The sequence below is a fragment of the Corynebacterium ulceribovis DSM 45146 genome (assembly GCF_000372445.1).
GTDB lineage: Bacteria > Actinomycetota > Actinomycetes > Mycobacteriales > Mycobacteriaceae > Corynebacterium > Corynebacterium ulceribovis.
This window is the reverse complement of record NZ_AQUY01000001.1, coordinates 1,037,828-1,053,336: the sequence shown is the minus strand read 5'-3', so window position 1 is coordinate 1,053,336 and position 15,509 is coordinate 1,037,828. Positions and strand designations below refer to the sequence as shown.

General features: G+C 57.9%; 12 protein-coding genes. 2 read left to right on the top strand and 10 right to left on the bottom strand.

All coding sequences use genetic code 11. From position 1 onward, the window contains the following. Positions 1–8: 8 nt before the first annotated feature. The 10 genes from A3EC_RS0104860 to A3EC_RS0104815 all read right to left on the bottom strand — a co-directional run bounded on the left by A3EC_RS0104860 (position 9) and on the right by A3EC_RS0104815 (position 13,896). Positions 9–3,056 (bottom strand): DEAD/DEAH box helicase, encoded by a 3,048-nt coding sequence (locus A3EC_RS0104860; protein ID WP_018024052.1) that lies wholly within the window; start codon positions 3,054–3,056, stop codon positions 9–11. A gap of 74 nt (positions 3,057–3,130) precedes the next feature. Further along, positions 3,131–4,375, bottom strand: coding sequence for a twin-arginine translocase subunit TatC (tatC, locus tag A3EC_RS0104855; protein ID WP_018024051.1), 1,245 nt, complete (start codon positions 4,373–4,375; stop codon positions 3,131–3,133). A gap of 18 nt (positions 4,376–4,393) precedes the next feature. Then, the gene (gene tatA / locus A3EC_RS0104850; protein WP_018024050.1) at positions 4,394–4,666 is read right to left on the bottom strand and encodes a Sec-independent protein translocase subunit TatA; all 273 of its coding nucleotides are present in this window, start codon (positions 4,664–4,666) and stop codon (positions 4,394–4,396) included. A 44-nt stretch (positions 4,667–4,710) separates the two neighbouring features. Continuing rightward, positions 4,711–6,921 (bottom strand): helix-turn-helix transcriptional regulator, encoded by a 2,211-nt coding sequence (locus A3EC_RS0104845; RefSeq protein ID WP_018024049.1) that lies wholly within the window; start codon positions 6,919–6,921, stop codon positions 4,711–4,713. A gap of 18 nt (positions 6,922–6,939) precedes the next feature. After that, positions 6,940–8,358 (bottom strand): Pup--protein ligase, encoded by a 1,419-nt coding sequence (pafA, locus tag A3EC_RS0104840; RefSeq protein ID WP_018024048.1) that lies wholly within the window; start codon positions 8,356–8,358, stop codon positions 6,940–6,942. A 3-nt stretch (positions 8,359–8,361) separates the two neighbouring features. Beyond that, positions 8,362–8,559 (bottom strand): ubiquitin-like protein Pup, encoded by a 198-nt coding sequence (locus A3EC_RS0104835; protein ID WP_018024047.1) that lies wholly within the window; start codon positions 8,557–8,559, stop codon positions 8,362–8,364. An 18-nt stretch (positions 8,560–8,577) separates the two neighbouring features. After that, a complete protein-coding gene (dop, locus tag A3EC_RS0104830; RefSeq protein WP_018024046.1) occupies positions 8,578–10,086 on the bottom strand; it encodes a depupylase/deamidase Dop in 1,509 nt (502 codons plus the stop codon). After that, positions 10,086–11,684: a proteasome ATPase gene (gene arc / locus A3EC_RS0104825; protein ID WP_018024045.1), complete on the bottom strand. Its 1,599-nt coding sequence runs from the start codon at positions 11,682–11,684 to the stop codon at positions 10,086–10,088. The genes dop and arc overlap by 1 nt, the downstream gene beginning before the upstream one ends. A gap of 34 nt (positions 11,685–11,718) precedes the next feature. After that, complete coding sequence (locus tag A3EC_RS0104820; protein ID WP_018024044.1) at positions 11,719–12,555, bottom strand: tRNA (adenine-N1)-methyltransferase; 837 nt, start codon at positions 12,553–12,555, stop codon at positions 11,719–11,721. Between the two features lie 60 nt (positions 12,556–12,615). After that, the gene (locus A3EC_RS0104815) at positions 12,616–13,896 is read right to left on the bottom strand and encodes a YncE family protein (RefSeq protein ID WP_018024043.1); all 1,281 of its coding nucleotides are present in this window, start codon (positions 13,894–13,896) and stop codon (positions 12,616–12,618) included. Between the two features lie 118 nt (positions 13,897–14,014). Between A3EC_RS0104815 and A3EC_RS0104810 the strand changes: the two genes are divergently transcribed. Both A3EC_RS0104810 and A3EC_RS12400 read left to right on the top strand, forming a co-directional pair. Then, positions 14,015–14,830 carry a RecB family exonuclease gene (locus A3EC_RS0104810; protein WP_040428125.1) on the top strand — a complete coding sequence of 272 codons (816 nt, stop codon included), beginning with the start codon at positions 14,015–14,017 and terminating at the stop codon, positions 14,828–14,830. Between the two features lie 75 nt (positions 14,831–14,905). Further along, positions 14,906–15,493, top strand: a complete 588-nt coding sequence (locus A3EC_RS12400) for a TetR/AcrR family transcriptional regulator (protein ID WP_018024041.1) — start codon at positions 14,906–14,908, stop codon at positions 15,491–15,493. The last annotated feature ends 16 nt before the right edge of the window (positions 15,494–15,509 follow it).

The following is a 15,509-nucleotide window of genomic DNA, read 5'->3' as shown; positions in this document are numbered from 1 at the left end:
TGGTCGGGCTACGTACCCAGCGCGACCACGCCGCGGCGAATCGCAGTAATCGCATCGGAGGCATTGTCGCGGACCTCATCGCTGTAGCCCGTCTGGCGGACCTGAATCAGCAGGTCAACAACCTGGCGGCACCAGCGGACAAAGTCACCGGCGGTCAGCTCCGCACCGTTTTCCTCCGCGGCCGCCAAGCAATAACCCAATGGCGCGCCCGCTGTCCACTGGTGCATCGCGGTGGCGAAGGAATTATCCGGCTCGCGCGTCGTTGGCAACTTATGGCGCACCTCATCGGCAACCAGCTCTTGCCAAATCCGACGAGTCGCCGCCAGCGCTCCATCCAACGGCTCAGTTGGGGATGCGCCCGCCACACCCATCTCGCGGCGGTTTTCGAACACCAAAGCGGAGACCGCACCAGCGAGCTCTGCCGGGTCCAAGCCTTCCCAAATACCGCGGGAAAGGCACTGGGCAACCAGCAAGTCCGCCTCGTTGTGGATGCGGGCCAGCTTCTCGCCTTCCACCGTCACCGTGCGCTGACCGTCGGTGACTTCGAGGTAGTTCTTCTCTGTCAGCAGCGCCAAAATGCGGTCAAACATGCGACCCAACGTGTCGGTAGCACCGCCGACCTTCTTCCGCAGGCGAGCCTCATTGCGGCGCGCGCGGTTAATCTGCTCACCGACGCGGGCGAATTCCTCCCGCTGCGGCCACTTGTGCGCCGGATGCGCCTTGAGCCGCGCCCGGATTGGCGCCAAATGGCGAGCCTTAGTCCGAGGAGCAGTCGGGATGCGCTTTGGTGCCGAAATCCGCGACCGGCGCAGTGCCTGCTTGACCTGACCAACTGCCCGCTTCGGGTGCCGGCCGGCATCAGCCGGAATCCGAATCCGGCCAAGCACCGGTGGGGCCACCGCAAACATTGAGGAGTAAATCCGTCCGGTCCACCCAGACTCGGAAATCACGGTCGGCCGCGCCGCCGCGCTGGTATCGACCCGGGTGACCACCGCGAGCTGCGGCCGCTTACCCGGCAAAGCAATAACCTCACCGGCATTCAGCTTGCGCAACACCGCCTGAGTTTCCTGCTCCCGCTGCCGCGAATTCGCCTTCCGCGCGGCCTTTTCTTCCCGAGACAGCTCATCGCGGATCGCCATATACTCCAGGAAGGACTCGGTCTCTGCCTCGTCGTAGTGCTCGCCGACCATTGTGCGTAGCTGCAGCTCCAGCTCAGCGAGGTCCTGCTCCACCCGTTCGAGTTCGCGGACCTGACCAACCACACTGCCGTCCGCCTGATACTGGGCGAAGGACTTCTCCAGCAGTCGCACCGCATCGTCATAATCCATGGTGCGCAGCAGGTTGATGGACATGTTGTAGCCCGGCCGGAAGGTAGAAATCAGCGGGTAGGTACGCGTCGACGCCAAACCGGCGACCTGCCGAGCATCCATCGCTGGTGCCCACTGCACCACCGCATTACCTTCAACGTCAATCCCGCGGCGGCCCGCACGGCCCGTCATCTGCGTGTACTGCCCTGGGGTGAGGTCCACATGTGCCTCACCGTTGAATTTCACCAGCTTTTCCAGCAGCACCGATCGGGCCGGCATATTAATGCCCAGCGCCAACGTTTCCGTAGCGAAAACTGCCTTGACAAGCCCTTCATTAAAGAGCTTTTCGACGATATGACGGAACGCTGGCAGCATACCGGCATGGTGCGCCGCTACCCCGCGCGTCCACGCAGTTTTGACCCGGTCGTAGTCAAGTACCTCAAGGTCGGCTGCTGGAATATCGACGACGCCGGCATCGGCGATCTCTGCGATGCGTTGCGCTTCGGACTCGGAGGTCAGTACCAGCCGGTTGCCAAGGCATTGGCGCACTGCGCCATCGCATCCAGCGCGGGAGAAAATGAACACAATCGCCGGCAGCATCTTATTGCTACCCAAGACGCGGAGAGTTTCTGGTCGTCGCAGTGGCCGGTAGCCAGCAATTTCGCTGGTGTCATCATTCCATTGGCGGCGGCGCTGGCCACGCTCAGCTTCCCGGCGTTTAGCGCGTCGCGATTTCGCATTGCCACCGCGTCGGTATTCATACCGGTCCCGTTCCCGGTCAGCTACTGGGCCGCCACGTTGCGCTAGCAGTGCGCCATGTTCTGCACGGGCAGTGGCCTGTAGCAAGTCTGGGTTCACAGCGAAACTACCTGGCTTGAACAGCGGGAACATATGCTTGCCCACCAGCATCCACTGGTTCAGCGGCACTGGGCGAAGATCCGAGACAATAATGTCGGTGCCGCCACGCACTGTGGAAATCCAGCGGCCAAACTCCTCCGAGTTCGACACCGTGGCCGACAGTCCAATGACATGGATGTCTTCGGAGAGGTTAAGGATCACTTCTTCCCAAACAGGGCCACGTTCCTGGTCAGCGAGGTAGTGAATCTCGTCCATGACCACGTGCGTGAGGCGGCGCAGCGCCGGTGAGCCGGCGTAGATCATGTTGCGCAGCACCTCGGTGGTCATGACGACAATGTCGGCATCGCCATTAATCGCAACATCACCGGTGAGCAAGCCGACGGCATCTTCGCCGTATTCATCGACTAGGTCGTGGAACTTCTGGTTACTCAGCGCCTTAATTGGTGTGGTGTAGAAGCATTTACCGCCAGTGGCTTTCGCTGCGTACACTGCGAACTCACCAACGAAGGTTTTACCGGCGCCGGTTGGTGCACAGACCAATACTTCTCGGCCATCTTCAATGGAGATGCAGCCGCGGAGCTGGAAATCGTCTGGGGTAAACGGCAAGTCAGAAATGAATTCTGACAGGAGACTGCCCGGCTTGACTATCGGCTTATCGGCTGTGTCCGTGGCGGTGTAATGGAATAGCCGCGAGCCGGGCATAGGCTGTGGGACTTCCTGTGGCGTCCCAGACTCATCGGCGTAGTCTTCGCCGGGATAGGGTTCGTCGACATCGAAGTCATCATCAAAGTCGGCGTCATCGACGTCGTCATCGTAGTCCTCCTCATGGAGGTCGAAGAACTCGACGTCGTCGTCAATATCGAACCGAAGGTCTTCCTCACGCGGGTGCATATAACCAGGGTGTCACAATTTCCGCGCTCGCGCCGCAAGCTGCGGCGCAATGACCCGGCGAGCCGGCTTTGAGCTTACAGAACGTCGTCGAAAGAACCAGTGTCGCGGGCAGAAAAATCGCCCAAGTCTTCGGCGTAGTCGCCGCCAAACGGCTGAGTACGTGGCCGGGATACACCATCGTTGCGGCGTGTTTCACGCACTGAGGTCGGAGCCGATACCGGTGAAACTCCACCGAGCTGCGACGGTGAACCCAAATCGGATGGCGTATCCAACCCAGTTGGTGCACCGACATCGCTAGGCGAACCAAGACCCTGCGGGGCATCTACTCCACCGGCGCTCAAATCCAATGAGGACGCAGTTTCATCATCCAGATCCAGCCATTCTGGTCGCTTTTCGACCAGTTTGCGGTCATGGATGCGGGAAATCTGAATGGCGATTTCCGCCAGCAGCACCATGGTGGATGCCAGCGCAACCATCGACATTGGGTCGCCACCCGGCGTCATAAAGGCAGCAAAAATGAACAGGCCGATGATGATGAGGTGCCGCTTTTCCTTCATCTGCTCGTACTTCAAAACACCCACACGGTTGAGCATGATGATGATGAGCGGTAGCTCAAAGCTGACACCAAACACCACAATCAGGGTGATCAGGAAGTTGAAGTAGCTCGTACCCGACAGTGCTGCGGCTTGGAAATCCTGACCCATGGTGAGCAGGAACTCCAGTCCGAAGGACACGACGAAGTAGGCCAGCACTGCGCCAAGAACAAACAAGGTCACGGCAGCGGAGACAAAAGTCAGGGTGTGCTTGCGCTCATTGCGCTTGAGTCCTGGGGTGATGAACGCCCAGATTTGGTACAACCACCACGGTGACGACAACACCACACCGGCCAATGCGCCGACCTTAAGTCGGAGCATAAACATGTCCATTGGGGTTGTGGCCAGCAGGCGGCATTCCCCATCAGCGGTTAGGCTCACCCGCTTATCTGGATCCAATGAGCAGTACGGGCCGCGAAGGATTTCACCGAGTGCTGGGATTCCGCCCCATTGCACCGTGCCGACTTTAGGAATCGTGAAACTGAAACCGGGTACCGCGGTTTGGTACCAAATGAACCCAACGATGGTGCCGACCACGACGGCCAGCAGAATCTGGATCACTCGGTCGCGGAGCTCATTGAGGTGCTGCACAATTGACATGGCACCTTCCGGATTGCTCCGGCGGTTTTGGATCTCGCGTTTCAGTTGCCGCTTGCGGCGTCGTTCAGCACGGAGCTGACGACGGCGTTGGCGGTCGGCTTCGGACGATGGGACTGAAGAAGTCATTGCGAAATGACGATGCCGTTAGGCGTCCTGCTCTGGCGTGCGGTCCTGCTGCACCTGAGGCTGCTGAGTAGGCTGCTGCACGTGTGGCTGCTGAGCCTGAGTTTCCTGCTGCGAAGCCGGGGTCTTTTCGATTTCCTTCTTCGCATTCTCGTTCTGCATCTCGTTCATTTCAGATTTGAAAATACGAGCGGAACGGCCAATAGAGCGCGCAGCTTCCGGCAACTTCCGAGCCCCGAAGAGCAAAACAACAACCAGCAAAATAATCAGAAGTTCTGGCCAACCAATAGGCATGTTCCGTTACCTTTCCTTAATAGCTCCACACAGCTTAACGCCGACTAATTATCCCCGCTAGACGGGGCTGTGTCCGCCGGGTCACATTCCAACTGAGACAACGTTTTTGCTACCTGATTTCGCAAAACTTCCCGCAGCTCATGGGGTCCCACAACCTGAATTCCCGGCCCATAGGCCTGAATAAAACGTGCCGCCCAGGCAACGTCAAAAAGCGGCAAGTACCCCCACGCCCGTTCCGAGTCGTCGAAAACCAACTCGATATCGGTGTAGTCAGCCACCCACCACAGGTCTTTAACAACCAGCAATTCAGCCCACTGCTCAACGTCGCGGATATTGCCCGGATCATTGACATCGACATCAATGTCCTCATATCGACGCCGACGGGCACTACTGACTTCAATATCACTCATCCGATCCAGGAAAAACGTCCTTCGGGACTGAGCTACGTCCTGGGTCTGGTCGTGGACCTTCCGGTCAATAGCCACGAGGAACGGACGACCATCCTTCAAAATGGCGCGCACTGGATCGACGAGTCGTTCGGTGACTGTGTTGCGTGTTTCGCCATGGTAGGTAAACCGCAAGGCTTTATTCTGCTGCAGCGCTTGGTCAATCGCGTGATGAATCGGATTCGATGCCGCGGGCGCTGCGACAGCTGTGTCGGAAGGCTCGATACCAACGAGCGACTCCAGTTTGCTTATCGCTGAGCCTAAGGACTGCACGTCGCCGTACAACGCTGGAGCCGACCGTAGGTGCTTCAATGCGATGAGCGTCAGTCCGATCTCATCTGGCCGCAGGTGGGAAAGCTCCCGGAATCCCTGCCGCGAGGTTTCCCAGGTGCCTTCACCTGCTGCAAGCGGCCGCCAGAAGCCATGGAGTGACTGGGTGAGACGGACCCCCTCCGCGCTTTCTACGTATGAGTAGGTGTGAGCGTCAAGAAGCAAGTCCCCTGCCTTGACTCCGATGCCGGTGCCTTCCGCGGACCCGACTTGGTCCATCATCTCCAGCAGTTTCGTCAGTTCACTGCGGGTCACGCCCAGTCGTCTCGTGAGCTCCGTGAATGCAATAGGTTCCTCGGTTGCTTCGTTCTCCAGGATCTCAATCAGGGCCCATAACTGCAGCACCTCGTTCGGTGCGACTTCCGCTGACTGGGGCGCGCTGTCCTCCATCACATTCGCTAAGTAGCTACGCACCATCTGACCGGTGACTACCTCACCGCCACCAATGGGAGTTTCCTTATCCAAGTCGCCAAGGATACCCGTGAAGCGTTGTCGCACCTGGTCCTTCAGCGACTCGGGCGACTGAACCGTGACATCTGGTTGAAACTCACAAATCGTGCGCAGCAGCTCATCTGGGTTAGCGCCGGACACCTTCAACGGCACCAACCGTTCCCCATCAGCGACAATGTCGGCATGTGTTGGCAGATTATCGTCACTAAGCCACTTGGCGAACGCCGACACTAACCGCAACGGTACGGACAGCTCGGCGTCCTCGTGGTCGACGGTATTGCGACGCAGTGACTCGGTGACCAATGCGGCTAACTCATGCGAAGACGGCACTGGCTGCGTCACCGTCAGATCGGTACGTACCTGGAGGTCATCGATATGCGGCGCGCGAAAAGCGCGGACCGCATCGCGATCGGTGTCCCAACCAATGAGGTATGTGCGGCCATCTTTGACTTCCCAACCCCACGGCTCCATTTGCCGCTCAGTCCAATCCGTCGCCGAATTCGGCTGATACAAAAACTGCACCGGATGTTTGCCGACCGCATCAAACAAGTTGGCGTGCTCATCGGCAGACAACAAAATGGAATCCGGAATTAAATAGGACGCATTACGAATAGCGTGGAATTGATCGGAACCAACCGCAGCCGGGGCGAGTTTCATACTCATATTCGCTACCTGCGCCCGCAAATCGGGCTGCAAAAGCATCGACGTCGCAACCTGAATGAGCGCCCACTCCTCGGCAGTAAACCGAATATTATGGCCGGCACTATTGCCTTTCAGCCGGTAGCGCACCCCATCGGGAAAATTCACCTTTTCGACGAAAACCCCGACGGCAGCTAAATCTCGGATATCGCGATCCAGCGTTCGTTGGAAACTCTCCGGAACGGTGTACTGGCCATAACCATTTGCAGAGCGTTTGAGATAGGACGCAGTTCGGCCTTCATGGCCGGCCCCGCGCAGCGCAGTAATAAGCTGCATGAGGCGCGGCGGCACACTATCAAACGGGGCAAACTCTTCCGAGTCGAAATCCACGGTCAACTCCAATCTGGTCTAGCCCATCGACGCAATTAACTCCGCAACTGCTGCGTTTTCACTCTGGAATGGATCTTCGCACACAACCATCCGCGGTTCGGGACGATTGACCTTCAGGTGCGTCCAATCCACCGTAATGTCGGCGCCTGCCGAGCGGGCTGCCTGCAAGAACTGTCCACGCAGCGCCGCCCGAGTGGTCTGCGGCGCGGTGTGTTCCGCTTCTGCCACTGCCACCGGATCCACCCAACGCTGAGCAAGTCCCTTGGCTTCCAGCACCTGGAAAATGCCCCGACCTGGACGGATATCGTGGTAGGACAGGTCCAGTTGAGCAATGCGCGGATGGTCCAAGTCGAAATTGCCGCGGCGCATAAAACCATCCAGCAGCTTTTTCTTAATTGCCCAGTCCACTTCGGTGTCAATTCCGGAGAGGTCACCGGTTTCCAGCGCCGAAATAACTCGGCCCCACAGGTCGAGGACGCGGCGCATTTCGGCATTAGAGGTGCCGGAGTCGTCATTGCGCTGCGCCACATATTCAGTGGCCGCGTCAAAGTAGATTCGTTGAATATCCAGTGCGCTCATTGTGCGGTCATCACGCAGCACCACTTCTGCCCCGCCCGTCAGGTCGCGGGCAACGGCGCGAATGGATTTAATTTCATTCGCCACTTCAAGGTCCGGTAGTGGCCAATTCGCTTCCATCATTTCCAACACCAGATGAGTCGACCCCACCTTCAGTGCTGTGGTGCATTCGGACATGTTGGAATCACCGACGATGACATGCATGCGTCGAAAAGCATTGGAATCGGCGTGCGGTTCATCGCGGGTATTAATAATCGGGCGGGACCGTGTTGTGGCGGAGCTGACGCCTTCCCATACGTGGTCAGCGCGCTGCGCGAACGTGTAGGAGGTTGGCTGGCCATCATAAAGACTGCCCGGCAACGGCTTATTCACCATGCCGGCGCCGCACAGCAACTGCCGAGTAACCATGAACGGCAGCAAGGACACCCCGAACTTTTTCAGCGAGGTGGCGCGACTAATTAAATAGTTCTCGTGGCAACCATAGGAATTGCCGACCGAGTCGACATTATTGCGGAATAGGTAGACTTTCCCGGCGATTCCCTCATTCGCTAGGGATTCCTCTGCCTGCTCGGCAAGCCGATTAAGCATGACATCGCCAGCGCGGTCATGGGCAATGAGCTGCGACAAACTATCGCATTCCGCGGTCGCATATTCCGGGTGGGAACCAACATCCAAATACAGCCGCGCAGCATTATTCGTGAAGATATTCGTCGAACCGAACTCTTCAATCACCGGACGGAATAGATACCGCGCAATGTCATCTGGCGATAGCCGCTGCGAGCCATCAACAGTGCAGGTAATGCCGTATTCGGTTTCAATGCCAGTAATCCGCCGAGTCAACGGGCCTTGAGGGGCTTCCACGGCCTACTGGCCACCCTTCTGCACGTAGGAACGAACGAACTCTTCTGCATTCGATTCGAGCAGATCATCAATCTCATCAAGCAAATCGTCCGTGTGCTGCAACTGCTGCTGGGCCTGGCCGGAACCAGCAACCTCGTCGATAGCATCGTCGCCATCATTGTTGCCGCCGCCACTGATTTGAGTGCCACGAATATCAGCCATGGTGTAATCCCTTTTCGGTTAGTTGTTAGTTTGTTTGAGCTTATCGACGACTTGGGTCACATTCGCGGATGTAGCAATGATCTCTTCTGTTTCGGATCGATTCATTGCCCATGGGTCGGAAAAGACGAGCCGCTCAAGTCCATTGTCGGTGTCAAGGATCATTGATTCCCAGCCCACTGCCGCAATATCATGCGCGAACTTTGCCATCATCATGCCGCGGAAATAGGCGCGAGTATCCGCTGGTGGCTCGTCAATTGCCGCAGTGACCTCGTCCTCTGTGACCAAACGTTTAATGGCGCCGCGGGCCACCAAGGCGTTATACAGTCCCTTGTTTGGATCAATATCGGAGTACTGCAGGTCAATCAGACGCAACTTCGGGTGATCCCATCCCAGACCAGCGCGGTTACGCAACCCTTCCATCAGCTTGAGCTTCGCGGTCCAGTCCAGCAGATGAGCGGTGGACATTGGGTCAGTGTCCAGCATGTCCAGTACTTCCATCCACAGGTCGGCAACCTGCTGGTCGACTGCGGAGAACCTGTCTCCGAGCGCTTCGGTGACACGCTGGTGGTAGATTCGCTGAATCTCAATTGCGGTGCGGAGCGTGCGGAAGTCGGAGTGTTCCAGCTTCTCCGTGCAGGACAGGTCTTGGCTGACGCGCTGCACATCCTTGACTGGGTCGCGCAGCTGTAGGTCGGAAAAGTCTACTCCGGCTTCGATGGCATCGAGCACCAGGCAGGTGGTGCCGAGTTTGAGGAAGGTCGAGTACTCCGACAGGTTGGCATCGCCAATGATGACATGGAGGCGACGCCACACATCAGTCTCAGCATGCGGCTCATCGCGGGTATTAATAATGCCGCGGTTGAGCGTCGTTTCGAGTGACACTTCCGTTTCGATATAGTCGGCGCGCTGCGAAATCTGGAAGCCCGCCTTTTGCCCCGTGGTGCCAATGCCTACGCGACCCGAACCGGTGAATACCTGGCGAGTGACGAAGAATGGGATGAGCCCAGAAATAATGGCATCGAAATCAGTGTCGCGACGGAAGAGATAGTTCTCGTGGGTGCCGTAAGAGGCCCCTTTGCCGTCCACATTATTCTTGTAAATCTTCAGCTGCGGGTGGCCTTCAGTGGCGCTAGAAATCTTCGCTGCCTCATGCATAATCCGCTCCCCAGCTTTGTCATAGACAACCGCTTGGTAGGCATCAGTGACTTCTGGTGCGGAATACTCGGGGTGGGCATGGTCCACATAGAACCGAGCGCCATTGTTGAGCACCACGTTGGCCGCGCCGACCGCATTCGGATCCAACGACGGCGCATTGTCGGAGCGGTACCGGCGCAAATCAAAACCGCGGGAATCACGTAGCGGTGATTCAGGTGAATAGTCCCAGCGGGTGCGGCGGTCTTCCCCACCGCCGTATTCACTGGCATAAGCAATAATGACCTGGGTGGAGGTCAAAATAGGGCTGACGGTGGGATCTTCCGGCGTAGAAATGCCGTACTCGACTTCGGTACCAATAAAACGCTGAGCCATTAGTGCTGCACCACCCGAACATCAGTGACTCGGCCAAAGGTACGGCCGGAAATCTTTGCCCACTCATCTGGGTTAGAGGTATTCGGTAGATCTTCACCTTCGGCGAATTCCTTGGCCACTGCCTCAAGCAGATGTGCCAAAGTGACGCCCTCGCCGCGGCCAGCAATAACGTCCTTAATCGCGAACTTCTTCGCGCGGTCCACAATGTTGGAAATCATGGCACCAGAGTTCAAATCTGAGTGGTAGAGCATTTCCTTCGAACCGTCGGCATAAGTCAATTCGACGTATTCATTGTCCGGAGAATCGGTGTAAATTGCGTCGACCACTTCGTCAATAAGCGAATTGACCAGAGCGTCAACAGAACCGGCAGCTTCGATAGCCGCAGGAGCATACGGCAGCTTGTCTGTCAGATACTTCGAGAAGATTTCGCGGGCTGCGACCGCATTTGGCCGATCGATGCGAATCTTGATGTCCAGACGACCTGGCCGCAGAATCGCTGGGTCAATCATCTCTTCGCGGTTCGATGCGCCAATGACAATGACGTTTTCCAGACCTTCGACACCGTCAATTTCCGCCAGCAGCTGCGGCACCACCGTGTTTTCCATATCGGAGCTGATGCCAGAGCCACGGGTACGGAAAATGGAATCCATCTCGTCGAAGAAGACAATGACTGGCTTGCCGGCCTCGGCAATTTCGCGGGCGCGTTCAAAAATCAGCCGAATCTGGCGCTCAGTTTCACCCACATATTTATTCAGCAGCTCCGGGCCCTTGACATTTAAGAAGTAGCTGCGGGCATTGCGCGCTACCTCCTCGGACTCACCGCGGGCTTCCGCCATCTTGGTTGCCAAGGAATTGGCAACTGCCTTGGCAATCAGGGTTTTGCCGTTACCCGGTGGGCCGTATAGCAACACGCCTTTTGGTGGGCGCAGGTTGTAGGCAGCGTAGAGCTCTGGGTGAAGAAACGGCAGTTCCACTGCGTCGTGGATCTCGGAAATCTGCTTCTCTAGGCCGCCAATGTCGGCGTACTCGACGTCAGGGATTTCCTCCAGCACCAGCTGCTCAACTTCAGCCTTCGGAATTACTTCGAAGGCATGGCCAGACTTGCGGTCAATCAGCAAGGTTTGACCTGGCTTAATGCCCTGCTCCAACACTTTGCCAGCAAGGCGAATGATGAACTCCTCGCCGGTGCGGTCCACCACGAGGGCGCGCTTGCCGTCGAACAACACGTCCTTGACTTCCGCTAGGTCACCGGAGTCGGTGAACCCACAGTCCTCCACCACGAGATTGCCTTCGGCGATGCGCACTAGCGCACCTGGCGGAATGTTCTTCAGTGGTAGCTTCTTATGCACGTTCAGGCGCATGCGGCGATTGCCGGTGTACACCTCGGCGAAGCGGCCATTCGACCCTTCGGATACCTCCAGGAAAGTTCCGTACGTCGATGGGGGTTCGGTCATCTCGGCGAAATCTTCCCGCAGTGCCTGCAGTTGGTTGCGGGTTTCGCGCAGCAGCTGCACCAATTTGGCGTTACGGGTGCCTAAGGTCCGGTTTTTCGACTCGAGGTCGTTGACTTGCTGCTGTAGATTTTCCGGCGTTGTCATGGCTCCAGCCTACAAGGGTCGAGGTTGATTAGTTTTAGCGGCGGTTTCGGCGTTGCGGACGCGGTGCGACGGTGCCGTCGGCCAAGCGCCGAGCGGTGATGAGGAATGCGGTGTGTGCCTGCATCCGGTGAACGGGGCGAACGGCGAGGTCCACGACATGCCAGTCACGAACAATGGTTTCCCAGGCGCGTGGCTCCGTGAAGCAGCCTTGGGCGCGGATACCTTCCATGACTTTCATCAGCTGGGTGACGGTCGCGACGTAGCAGATGAACATGCCGCCGGGCTGCAACACGGTTTTGACGGTGTCAAGGCATTCCCATGGCTGCAGCATATCCAGGATGACGCGGTCGACTTTGCCGCCGAGCTCTTCCACAGTGGCTTCGTTCAAATCGCCAAGGCGCAGGTCCCAGTTCTCTGGGTGCTCGCCGAGGAACCCAACAACGTTCTTTTCGGCGGTTTCTAGGTGGTCTTCGCGGATTTCGTAGGAAATCAGCTGGCCGTCGTTACCAATCGCCCGCAGTAGGTAGAGCGATAGTGCGCCGGAGCCGGCACCAGCTTCCAAGACGCGCGCCCCAGGGAAAATGTCGCCTTCCACCAGAATTTGGGAGGCGTCCTTCGGGTAGATGACTTGTGCGCCGCGTGGCATGGATAGGACATAGTCCATCAAGGTGTGGCGCTGAGCGAGGTATACGGTGCCTTCGCCGGACAGCACGGTGGTGCCTTCGTCTTTGCCGATGAGGTCATCGTGGGCGATGGGCCCGCGGTGGGTGAAGAACCGCTCCCCTGGGGTCAGGGTGATGGTGAACTTGCGGTTCTTCCCGTCGCTGAGTTGGACTCGGTCGCCAACTTGAAATGGCCCGCTTGCTGCCACGGCTAAACTCCTTCAGTCAGGGGATGTGACTGTCCAGTTTAGGCGGCGCGGGCCAGCGAGTTAACCAGCGGTGGCGATTTCGTCTGGCTGCTTAGGCAACGTGGTCTTCGCGGTGACTTTTCCGGAAGCCAAGTCGACCACATGCAGGGTGTTGTCCGCTGGGTTGGTGACGTAGGCAACGTCACCCTTCACGGTGACTGCTGGGCGTGGCTGCTGCCATTCTTCTGGCGCTTCCCACTTGTCAATCACGTCGATGCTCTGAGTGACCTTCCCGGCTGCTGGGTCAATGACATGCAGTTTGCCGTCGGTACCCAGAACCACGCCTTGGCCTTCGTCAGTCATCTTTAGGGAGCGGAAGGTGTAGGACGTGCCGAGTTCGATAAGCTTGCGCTCGGCAGTTGCGGTATTCACTGCGACGATGCGGGTTGGCTTTTCGGACTTGTCGCCTTCCTTGACCTTGTAGTCGCCGATGACCCATTCGCTGTTCAGGTTGGCGGCCTCGGTACCGGTGCGGCCGTATGCGTCTTCAGCCTTAGCCTTCTTCACCTTGCCGTCCTGGAAGATGATGACACCGTCGGTGCAACCAGCCAGCACGGCGCCGTCGGCAGCTTCACCGACACCATGGGTGCCTGGGCAGTCCATGAAGTCCTGCTGTTCTTTGCCGTCCTTGTCCACAATCATCAGGCCGCCGGCTTTTTCGCCGTCAGGCTTGGTGGTCAGGTACTTGCCATCCTCCAGCTTCAGGGCGATGCCGTGGTGGGCTGGGATGGAGAAGGTGTCTTTGATGGCAGCTTCTGGCTTACCAGCCACGAGGTCCTTCAGCACAACTTCGGTCACCTTGCCGGTGGCATCGTCAAAAAGCACGGTGGCTTCTGGTGTGCCAACAACGTGGCCAGGCTTTTCGGCGTCGACGGCAAGCTCGGACCAGGTGGCGTCGCCTGCGTAGTAGTGGAAGTGGTCGCCGTGGCCTTGCTTGTAGGCGCCGAGGTCGAGTGGTTTGAAGGCATTGTCGGTGGAGACGATGACGTGGCGGCCGTCGCCGGATGGGTTCAGGCGCAGGTAGCCGTCCGCGTCGAATTCGGAGAGGACCTTTGGCTCGGTGCCATCGGCTGCGTCGGTGGCGTCGACGACCATGACTCCGCCGTCGGTGGAGATAGCCAGGCGGGTTTGTTCGCCGCGCACTTCCTTTGGTTGTGCAACTTCTTTAGCGCTGGTGGTGGCGCTGCTGCTGGTGTCGGTGGTGGCGGCATCGTCGCTGCTGGAGCAGGCGGTCAGTCCGGCGGATAGGGCGATTACGGATACGAGTGAGGCGCGGTATGCGCGGGAGAAATGCGATTGCATGGGAAAAACCCTAGCGGTTACTGACAATGAATATCAATAAAGGGCTGGGTTAAGTAAGTAAAGTGTTGCGAAAAGGGTTCGCGCCGGGCTGTCTGACCCGGGAACTACACTTGTGGACATGACCCCTCGCCCACTCGCTTTATCCCCTTCCCGCGCCGCAGATTTCCAGCAATGCCCCCTGCTGTACCGCCTGCGCGCCATCGACCGCATCCCAGAGCCTTCGACCATCCACCAGGTCAAAGGCACCCTCGTCCACGCGGTCCTTGAGAACATGCATGGGCTCAGCCGCGCCGAACGCACGTACCCGACCGCCGTCAAAATGCTCAAACCCCAGTGGGAAAAGATGCTTATTGACGATCCGGAGCTGTCGGAATTAGTTCCCGAAACTGAGTTAATGGACTTTCTGGTGGACTGCCGCGGACTGCTCAAGGGCTACTTCATCATGGAAGACCCCACCCGATTTGATGCCGAGGCAATGGAGAAATTCATCGGCGGCGTCATCGGCGGCGACGTTCCAGTGCGCGGCTTCATTGACCGAGTCGATGTAGCACCAACTGGTGAAATCCGGATTGTCGACTATAAAACCGGTAAGAAACCGCATCCGCGCTACCAAGACAGCGCACTGTTTCAAATGCGCTTTTACTCTCTGGTGTGGTGGCGACTGACCGGAAACATGCCCACCCAGGCCCGGCTGATGTACCTGAAGGTCTATGACGACTTGGTGTACACGCCAACTGAAGCGGACCTGGAGCAATTTGAGGTGCAGGTCCGGCACTTGTGGCGGCAAATTGAAGCCTCGGGCAAATCCGGTGAATTTGCCACAAAGAAGGGCAAGTTGTGCGGTTGGTGTTCGTTTCAGGAACTATGCCCTGAGTTCGGGGGTACCACTCCGGCGTACCCCGGCTGGCCAGGAGCTGCGAACGAACACGTCTAACACATTAAAGTAAAGGGATTTACTATCTGGGTAGTAAGAATTATTGTTGACTGATCAAGAACAGTGGTGAAAGCCATGGATAGTGTGCGTGAGCGCAAGAAAGCTGAAACCCGCAGCCGACTGGCTGCGGCAGCTGCAGAGTTAATTCTCGCCGGGGAGCCAGATGGTGCCACCGTCCGAGCAATCTCTGAACACGCTGGAGTGTCCACCCGGACCTTCCACAACTATTTCACGTGCCGGGAAGAAGCCCTCTTCCATTTCGTCGCCGAAGTCGTCGCCGCTTGGACCGCCCAGATTGAATCGGTACCGGCACAACTAGGCGCCCGGAAAGCCATGCACGTGGCCACCATGAATATGTTCAACCAGCCAGAAAATGACCCGCGCTACCCTGCTAACCTCACGCTGCTTGGTGAACATCTCGCCCATGTCAGTGGAGCCGAAAACCGGCGCCGCGCATACGAGCTCTACGCACCATTGCGAGCCGCAATGGTCAGCCGGAACGGCGATGAGCTTTCCGAAATGGAAGCCCAAGTGCTCATTGACGCTGTTATTGCAGCGGTCGGCGCCGTGCTGACGTGGTCGCAGCTCGGGCTGCTCGGCGCCGACGAAAACTTTGTCACGGCCGCGGACCAAGCGCTCACCGTGATTTGCCGCGAACGCTAGCGCGAAGCGGCCGCAT

What these genes read in the sequence shown, in the direction of transcription:
- A3EC_RS0104860 (WP_018024052.1), bottom strand. Translation starts at nt 3,056, where the DNA reads ATGCACCCGCGTGAGGAAGACCTTCGGTTCGATATTGACGACGACGTC.
- tatC (WP_018024051.1), bottom strand. Translation starts at nt 4,375, where the DNA reads ATGACTTCTTCAGTCCCATCGTCCGAAGCCGACCGCCAACGCCGTCGT.
- tatA (WP_018024050.1), bottom strand. Translation starts at nt 4,666, where the DNA reads ATGCCTATTGGTTGGCCAGAACTTCTGATTATTTTGCTGGTTGTTGTT.
- A3EC_RS0104835 (WP_018024047.1), bottom strand. Translation starts at nt 8,559, where the DNA reads ATGGCTGATATTCGTGGCACTCAAATCAGTGGCGGCGGCAACAATGAT.
- dop (WP_018024046.1), bottom strand. Translation starts at nt 10,086, where the DNA reads ATGGCTCAGCGTTTTATTGGTACCGAAGTCGAGTACGGCATTTCTACG.
- arc (WP_018024045.1), bottom strand. Translation starts at nt 11,684, where the DNA reads ATGACAACGCCGGAAAATCTACAGCAGCAAGTCAACGACCTCGAGTCG.
- A3EC_RS0104815 (WP_018024043.1), bottom strand. Translation starts at nt 13,896, where the DNA reads ATGCAATCGCATTTCTCCCGCGCATACCGCGCCTCACTCGTATCCGTA.
- A3EC_RS0104810 (WP_040428125.1), top strand. Translation starts at nt 14,015, where the DNA reads ATGACCCCTCGCCCACTCGCTTTATCCCCTTCCCGCGCCGCAGATTTC.
- A3EC_RS12400 (WP_018024041.1), top strand. Translation starts at nt 14,906, where the DNA reads ATGGATAGTGTGCGTGAGCGCAAGAAAGCTGAAACCCGCAGCCGACTG.